The sequence below is a fragment of the Ruegeria sp. BHSA163 genome (assembly GCF_059613365.1).
In genome coordinates, this window is record NZ_JBXWSJ010000097.1 from 1 (window position 1) to 7,903 (window position 7,903).

General features: G+C 52.4%; 7 protein-coding genes and 1 pseudogene. 4 read left to right on the plus strand and 4 right to left on the minus strand.

The genetic code is table 11. The features are described 5' to 3' along the window. The 3 genes from AC2FNV_RS22755 to AC2FNV_RS22765 all read left to right on the plus strand — a co-directional run. Positions 1–610 (plus strand): CPBP family intramembrane glutamic endopeptidase (locus AC2FNV_RS22755; RefSeq protein ID WP_496774615.1); only part of this gene is annotated, 610 nt, incomplete at its 5' end. A 59-nt stretch (positions 611–669) separates the two neighbouring features. Further along, on the plus strand, positions 670–1,605 hold the full coding sequence (accD, locus tag AC2FNV_RS22760) for an acetyl-CoA carboxylase, carboxyltransferase subunit beta (protein WP_170605695.1): 936 nt from the start codon (positions 670–672) through the stop codon (positions 1,603–1,605). Then, positions 1,602–2,876 (plus strand): bifunctional folylpolyglutamate synthase/dihydrofolate synthase, encoded by a 1,275-nt coding sequence (locus AC2FNV_RS22765; RefSeq protein WP_170605697.1) that lies wholly within the window; start codon positions 1,602–1,604, stop codon positions 2,874–2,876. The genes accD and AC2FNV_RS22765 overlap by 4 nt, the downstream gene beginning before the upstream one ends. Positions 2,877–2,915: 39 nt before the next feature. Here AC2FNV_RS22765 and zapE read toward each other — a convergent pair whose 3' ends face one another. Then, on the minus strand, positions 2,916–3,974 hold the full coding sequence (gene zapE / locus AC2FNV_RS22770) for a cell division protein ZapE (protein WP_170480154.1): 1,059 nt from the start codon (positions 3,972–3,974) through the stop codon (positions 2,916–2,918). A 142-nt stretch (positions 3,975–4,116) separates the two neighbouring features. On the opposite strand from zapE, the gene AC2FNV_RS22775 reads away from it, so the two are divergent. Beyond that, positions 4,117–5,358, plus strand: coding sequence for an MFS transporter (locus AC2FNV_RS22775; RefSeq protein WP_170605699.1), 1,242 nt, complete (start codon positions 4,117–4,119; stop codon positions 5,356–5,358). 1 nt (position 5,359) lies between these two features. On the opposite strand, the pseudogene AC2FNV_RS22780 reads toward AC2FNV_RS22775, so the two are convergent. The 3 genes and pseudogenes from AC2FNV_RS22780 to sthA all read right to left on the minus strand — a co-directional run. Then, positions 5,360–5,979 (minus strand): annotated as a pseudogene (locus AC2FNV_RS22780) (HAD family hydrolase). Between the two features lie 140 nt (positions 5,980–6,119). Further along, entirely contained in the window at positions 6,120–6,575 is a 456-nt protein-coding gene (locus tag AC2FNV_RS22785) for a YaiI/YqxD family protein (RefSeq protein ID WP_170605701.1), read from the minus strand. After that, on the minus strand, positions 6,572–7,903 hold a 1,332-nt coding region (gene sthA / locus AC2FNV_RS22790; RefSeq protein WP_496774618.1), incomplete at its 5' end, for a Si-specific NAD(P)(+) transhydrogenase. The genes AC2FNV_RS22785 and sthA, both read right to left, overlap by 4 nt.

Here is a 7,903-nt window from a genome sequence, read left to right on the forward strand (position 1 = left end):
ACCAATGACAGTCGTTGGGCAGCCGTCGTTGGCGTTCAGGCAGTTTTGGCGCGTGTTAATAGCTTTGATTGCTTTAAGTCTCGCGCTGTTTGTGCTGCCGCCCTACGATATGGGTGCACCGTTGCAGCAAAACCTGTCATTTGGCACTTGGTTTTTGTTGCTACCTTTGTCTGTCGGCGCTGTTCTGATTCAGAGCAGCGCCGAAGAAATTCTGTTCAGAGGTTTTCTGCAACAAAGCCTAGCTGCTAGATTTCGAACACCCGTGATTTGGATGGGTGTGCCCGCAATTTTGTTCGCGGCAGGGCATTATGCGCCGGCCACTGCGGGCGACAACGCATTGCTGGTCACGGTCTGGGCCGGGATTTTTTCGATTTTAACGGCAGATTTGACCGCACGTGCAGGAACCTTGGGACCAGCTATAGCCCTGCATTTCTTTAATAACGCAACTGCGCTACTGCTGTTGTCCCTACCAGACAACCTTGGGGGGCTGGCGCTGTTCCATATTCCGTACGATGCATCAGACACTGGTCTGCTGAGGCAATGGCTGTATGTAGATTTTGCTGTAATGATTGTTGGTTGGTTGACGGCACGTTTGGCGATTAGGCGTTGATTGCAATTCTCGCGCCATCATCTTATTTGACGTCAACGCCGCATTATTAAGGTTCCGACATGAACTGGATCACAAACTACGTCCGCCCCCGGATAAACTCGATCTTCTCGCGCCGGGAAGTGCCTGAAAATCTTTGGCACAAGTGTGATGAGTGCGGCACTATGCTTTTCCATCGCGAATTGGCGGAAAACCAGAACGTTTGCACTCAATGTGACCACCACATGCCGATCACTCCGCGCGATCGGTTCAAGCATCTATTCGACGGGGGCATTTTTAACGAAATAGATGTGCCTGCTCCCAAGGATGATCCCTTACAGTTTCGCGACCAAAAGAAATATCCGGATCGCATGAAGGCTGCGCAGAAAAAAACAGGCGAGAAAGAGGCGATGTTGGTAGCAACTGGTGAAATCGGGCGTACCCCGATTGTTGCGGCTGCACAGGATTTTTCGTTTATGGGCGGATCGATGGGAATGTATGTCGGAAACGCCATTATCGCGGCTGCGCAAGAGGCTGTGAAACTAAAACGGCCACTTATTTTGTTTTCTGCAGCGGGCGGGGCGCGGATGCAGGAAGGTATTCTGAGCTTAATGCAAATGCCACGCACAACTGTAGCCGTCGAAATGCTGAAGGAAGCCAATCTTCCTTATATCGTCGTGCTGACCCACCCCACGACAGGTGGGGTCACGGCTTCGTATGCTATGCTCGGTGACGTACACATATCAGAGCCCAATGCACTGATCTGTTTCGCTGGTCCGCGTGTGATTGAACAGACAATCCGGGAAAAGTTGCCAGAGGGGTTCCAGCGCGCGGAATATCTATTGGACCATGGTATGCTGGACCGCGTCACCAAGCGAACTGAAATGCGTGATGAACTGATTACAATCACACGTTTGCTGATGAATCAGCCGCCTGCGGTAAAAGGCGATTTACCCGCCCCTGAACCAAGCAAAGAACCGAAAGCCAAAGCGTCTGCTGAAGCAGCAGGCAAAAAATGACGAACACGTCATCGGACGCTATCCTAGAACGTATGATGGCGCTGCATCCCAAAGTAATTGACCTGACCTTGGATCGGGTTTGGTGTCTATTGGGCAGGCTAGACAACCCGCAAACCAATTTGCCACCGGTCATCCATATTGCGGGGACAAATGGTAAAGGGTCGACGCAGGCGATGATCCGCGCGGGGCTAGAGGGGGCAGGGTTGCGCGTGCATGCCTATACTTCGCCGCACCTGGCCCGGTTTCACGAGCGCATCAGGTTGGCAGGTGAATTGATTTCGGAACCAAACCTGACCGCTGTTCTCGATGAATGCTACGCGGCGAACGGCGGGGAAAACATAACCTATTTCGAGATTACCACTTGCGCAGCGCTATTGGCTTTTTCCCGCACGGCGGCCGATTACACCTTGCTCGAGGTCGGTTTAGGTGGGCGCCTTGACGCCACAAACGTGATTGAAAGACCCACGATTACAGTCGTCACGCCAATTTCGATGGACCATGAACAGTTTCTTGGTGACACACTTGGCAAGATCGCGGCAGAGAAAGCGGGCATTATCAAGCCCGGTGTGCCTTGCGTTGTCGGCCCACAAGAAGACGAAGCACTGGAAGTTATAGAATATACGGCCGCGCGTCTTGGCGCTCCGTTACTAGTTCACGGTCAGCATTGGCACGTGAACGAAGAAAACGGGCGACTTGTCTACCAAGACGAAACAGGGCTACGCGATCTGCCGCTGCCGAACCTGATGGGTGCACATCAGCATCAAAATGCGGGTGCGGCTATCGCCGTTTTACGCCACCTGAACATTGGCGACGACTCTTATGAAGCCTCTGTTACAGATGCCCAGTGGCCTGCCCGGATGCAGCGTTTGAAAACCGGGCCGTTGGTGGAGGCTGCAACGCAGGCAGAGCTTTGGCTGGACGGGGGCCACAATGCCGCTGCAGGAAATGCTCTGGCCAATGTTCTGGCGAAACTGCCGGAACGCCAGACGCATATGATCTGCGGTATGCTGAACACCAAGGATGTTACAGGCTATCTAGCTCCGCTGTCTAAACAGGTCGCCAGCCTGACAGCAGTTTCAATTCCTGGGGAAGCTAACACCTTGAGCGCTGCCGACACCGCCGCAGCCGCGGCCAGTGTAAGCCTGCCTTCTGCAACCGCGGATAGCGTTACAGATGCGCTAAACAAGATCATGGTACACACACCTGATGCGCGCGTACTTATTTGCGGGTCGCTCTATCTGGCTGGTAATGTCCTCAGGCAAAATGGCTAATTAGTTCTTTTGAGGGACCACAACGGTGCGAGAACATCGCTACTTACCCCAATCTTTGTCCTGCATTTCGCGAAGACGCGAGGCCGTGCGTTCAAATTCAAAAGTTCCCTCTCCTTCGACATACAACATTTCAGGCTCTGCCGCTGCAGAGCAAATCAGCCGGACTTTGGCTTCGTACAATGCATCGATCAGGGTAACGAACCTTTTGGCTTCGTTAAAGTTGTTTCGGGACAGGCGTGGGATGTCCTCGAGCACTAAAACTTTCAGTGCATCGGCAACAGCCAAATAATCCCCGGGTCCGAGCATCCTACCACAAAGATCGTAAAAGGACGCGCGACCAACACCGTTTCGAAAAGCTGGTAAGGTGATCTCCCGCCCCTTTACCAGTAATGACAGCGGCTCCGCTGGCCCGCCGGACAGATCATCCCAAACCGACTGGATCTTCTCACGGGCTTCAGGACCAATAGGCGTAAAATAGACCTGTGACCCCTCTAGCCGGTTTTGTCGGTAGTCGGTAGGCGAGACTAATTCCCATACCTGTAATTGATCTTTTATATGTTGGATAAACGGTAGAAAAAGTTGTCGATTCAGCCCGTCTTTGTACAAGTCGTCGGGATGCCGGTTGGATGTTGTAACCACTACGACGCCGCCTGCATGCAACTGGTCGAAAAGGCGACCGACTATCATTGCATCGGTAATGTCGGTGATTTGCATCTCATCAAAGGCAAGCAACCGAGCAGATTTAATTACGTTTTGGGCAACCGGCGCCAAGGCATCTTCAACCCCTTCCGCGCGCGCTTTGTGTAGTCCGGTGTGTATTTCCTGCATGAAGGCGTGAAAGTGCACGCGGCGCACTGGGATGTCCCCAAGTGTTTCAACGAACATGTCCATCAGCATCGACTTACCGCGCCCCACACCGCCCCACAGGTACAGGCCTTGCGGCGGTGGTGGCGCTTTTCGAAAAAGCCCTCGTTTTATCGGCGCCGCAAGTGCGTTGCGGATTCGATCAAAATTGGGCAGCACCGCCTCTTGCGCGTCATCGCGGGTCAACGAGCCGTTCGCAACGCGCGCCTCGTAAAGCGAAACCAGATCCGTCATACCCGAGCCATAGCGCCTTGATTGCGCGTTGAAAAGCAAGGTTTTACGCATCCATCAATTTTACTAATCTCGATTGTCAAAACTACTGAATTGACCCTTAGGAGAAACGCGGTAACGTCTGGTCCGAATCTTCGAGGACCCCATGCAGCAATCCCCCCGCCTTATGAACCCGATCCTGATCGTGGCGTGTATCATAATTACCGTCAGTTTCGCGGTTCGAGCCTCTTTCGGCGTATTTCAGATTCCCATCGCAGAAGAATTTGGCTGGTTGCGCACTGATTTTTCTATGGCCATTGCTATCCAGAACTTGGCCTGGGGGATCGGCCAACCAATTTTCGGTGCTATCGCAGAAAAGGTTGGGGATCGGCGAGCGATCGTTCTAGGGGCACTGACTTATGCGGCGGGTATGGTGTTGTCGGCATGGTCGGTTACACCGTTTGAGCATCAGATGTACGCATGGTTGGTTGGGTTCGGAATCGCGGGTACGGGCTTTGGCGTGGTTTTGGCAGTCGTTGGTCGGGCATCATCAGACGAAAACCGTTCAATGTCGCTGGCCATCGTTACAGCGGCGGGTAGTTTCGGTCAGGTGATTGGAGCGCCAACGGCTGAATGGCTGTTAAGTTTTCTACGCTGGCAGCAGGTCTTCATTGTATTCGCCATTGCTATTTTGGCGCTGGTAATGACGTTGCCATTCATGAGAGCGCCTGAGCCGATCAGCAAGGCTGAACTGCAAGAGAGCATGGGACAAATCTTGGGAAAGGCGTTTCGCGACCCGTCTTATGCATTAATCTTTCTGGGCTTTTTTAGCTGTGGTTATCAGTTGGGTTTCATCACCGCCCACTTTCCCGCTTTTGTGACAGAGATGTGCGGACCGATCCAGCCCGGCGGAGTTCTGCATTCTATTGGGATTACAACGACATCTGCGCTTGGAGCGGTGTCAATTTCTCTTATCGGGTTGGCTAACATCGCTGGAACTTTGTTGGCCGGTTGGGCAGGAAACCATTTCCCCAAGAAATATCTTCTTGCTGGCGTCTATACAGGCCGTACGCTGGCGGCTGCGCTGTTTATTATGTTTCCCATCACACCTATTTCGGTCGTTGTTTTCTCGCTTGTTATGGGTTCGCTATGGCTTGCCACGGTGCCGCTGACTTCGGGTTTGGTCGCGCACTTGTACGGGCTGCGGTACATGGGTACGCTTTACGGTATCATTTTCCTCAGCCACCAAATCGGCAGTTTCCTGGGTGTCTGGTTGGGTGGCCGCATGTACGACCAATTTGGCGATTACAACATGGTATGGTGGATTGGGGTAGCGATCGGCGCCTTTAGCGCCATTGTCCACCTACCGATCCGAGAAGACCGCTCATCCGCTCCCTTAGCTGCCTAAGTCAGGTTGCCTCTTCAGGTGTTAGTAAACCTTTGCTAATCAAGCAATTCGCCCAACCTTGTGGGCCCTTGAAGTGATGAGTTTGCCATCCCCGAGCGTTTGCAGCTTCGATATTTTCAATTCGATCATCGGCAAACAACAGTGTGGCCGGGTCCAGCCCACAATCGGCTTCGACCATTTCATAGATCGGAGCGTGAGGTTTGACCGCTTTCATCCGCCCCGACACATATTGCCGGTCGAATTCATTTAGAAATGGATAAACCGTGCACGCGAAATCGAAGCTCTGTACACCAAAGTTGGTCAAGGCGAAGGCCGGAATACCCTTAGATCGCAATGCACGTTGAAGGCGGATTGAGTGAGGTATTTCCGGAGTGGCCAGTTCGATCCAATTGTCGTGCCACATGCGGATTTCTTCCCGCCAACTTGGATGTTTCTCGGCCACGCATAGATCGTTTTGGTGAAATGGTGGCCTTGATCGACCAAATCGTTCATGCCGTGGAGATCGACTTCTGAGAACATTTTCTTGCGTCGGTCCTCTCCGATTGCTCGGTCATAGTACCGTTCAGGCTGCCATTCGATGAGAACGTTTCCGATATCAAAAACCACGGCTTCAATCGACATGAGTGGATCCTAAAACTCAACAAATATGCGTTCTGAATAGACAATCTGCGTACTTTGACGCCATCCGCAATGGTTCATTTTTGCGCCACAACAGACAATCAATGGCTTGAGCGTCTTTGACGCGAACGAAAGTTCGGAGTTTATTCTTTGAGAACCGCGCGAATTTCGCGTTCCAGCGCGTCCAAAAACCGTGATTTATCGCTTTTCCCGAATGGCTTTCCAGCGCCGCCAGAACCTAATGGGTTAGCGGCACGCAGGTCGGCCATCAAATCTCGCATTGCCAGTTGCTGGCCTATATTGGCAGCAGTGAAACTCTCGCCATTAGGACGCATAGCCCGGGCGCCAGCTTCTAGGCATTTTGCGGCTAAGGGAATGTCGGACGTGATGACAACGTCCTTAGGACCGCACCGCTCAGCGATCCATTTGTCGGCTTCATCTGCTCCCTCAGAAACTATGATGGTTTGGACCAAGGGATTGGAAGAAGGACGTAGTCCTCCATTTGACACCAGAACCATCGGTATCTTGCGGCGGGTCGCGACCCTTTCAGCCTCGGCCTTTACTGGGCAGGCGTCGCCATCAACGAATAGCGTCGTCACGCCTTCTTAGCCTCCTTCTTAGACGTCTCGGCTGGCTTTTTGCGAACCTTGAACTCATCAGGGATGGGCATTCGGTTGAAAGCATCAAGACCGGCGATCTTGTAGGCTTCAGCCAGCGTCGGATAGTTGAACGTGTTCTGCACAAAATAGTCTACTGTGCCCTTCAGATTAAGCACCGCTTGCGCAATATGAATCAGTTCTGTTGCTCCTTCTCCTACGATCTGCACGCCTAAAACACGCCGTGTTTTCAGTGAGAACAGCATCTTCAGCATGCCGTGCTCGAGCCCCATAATATGTCCGCGTGAAGTTTCGCGAAAACGCGCCACGCCGACTTCGTAGGGAATGCCTCTTTCTTGAAGTTCTTCTTCGGACATGCCGCAGGTTGAAATCTCAGGAACTGAATAGATACCGTACGGGTACCATGGACTTTCAGGTAATGTCGGCGTTTCCAACGCGTGGCAAGCCGCCACTCGCCCTTGCTGTAATGAGGTTGAAGCCAGAGAAGGATGTCCGATCACATCTCCTGTGGCGTAAATATGCGGAACTGACGTCTGGTACGACTTTCGGTCGACTTCGATGCGGTTGCGGTGATCAGTTTCCAGCCCCACGGCGTCTAAGTTTAGGGCCGAAGTCGCGCCCATACGCCCCGCTGCAAAAAGCAACATCTCCGCTCTTACGTGACGACCATTTTCCATAGTTATCTCAACGTGATTTCCGGCGTCCTCAATTTTTTCGACGGCAGAACCCAATCGTAGATCAACACCGTTTTCACGAATCTGATGGGTGAATTCATGGATCAATCTACTGTCAATGAAATCAAGAAACGTCTCGCGAGGTTCGATCAACGTAACCCTTACGTCCAACGCCGAAAACATTGTGGCATATTCAACCCCTATGACACCCGCACCAATCACGCAGAGCGAGCGCGGAATCTCAGCCATCTCAAGGAAGTCGTCGCCGTCAACAATGGTCTTGCCGTTAAAGGGAACATAATCCGGCCGATAGGTTTTTGTCCCCGTTGCGATGATAAACTTTGCGGCAGTTACTCGAGTGGTTTCGCCGGCGTCCGTAGCGACCTCGACCTCATGGGGGCCGATGAATTTTGCCAAACCGTTTAACGTTTCCACATGGTTGCGGTTAAACTGATGTTCCAGAACATCAACTTCGTGATCCAGTGTCATGTGCAGTCGTGCCTTCAGATCTTCGGCACGAATTTGATCTTTGACCCGGTAAGAGCGTCCGTAAAAACTGCGTTCGCGCCATCCGGAAAGGTTCAGAACGGTTTCCCGCAAAGTTTTTGAGGGTATTGTGCCAGTGTGAACCGAGAC

Coding starts and splice junctions, on each gene's coding strand:
- AC2FNV_RS22775 (WP_170605699.1), top strand. CDS start 4,117: ATGCAGCAATCCCCCCGCCTTATGAACCCGATCCTGATCGTGGCGTGT.
- accD (WP_170605695.1), top strand. CDS start 670: ATGAACTGGATCACAAACTACGTCCGCCCCCGGATAAACTCGATCTTC.
- AC2FNV_RS22765 (WP_170605697.1), top strand. CDS start 1,602: ATGACGAACACGTCATCGGACGCTATCCTAGAACGTATGATGGCGCTG.
- zapE (WP_170480154.1), bottom strand. CDS start 3,974: ATGACGGATCTGGTTTCGCTTTACGAGGCGCGCGTTGCGAACGGCTCG.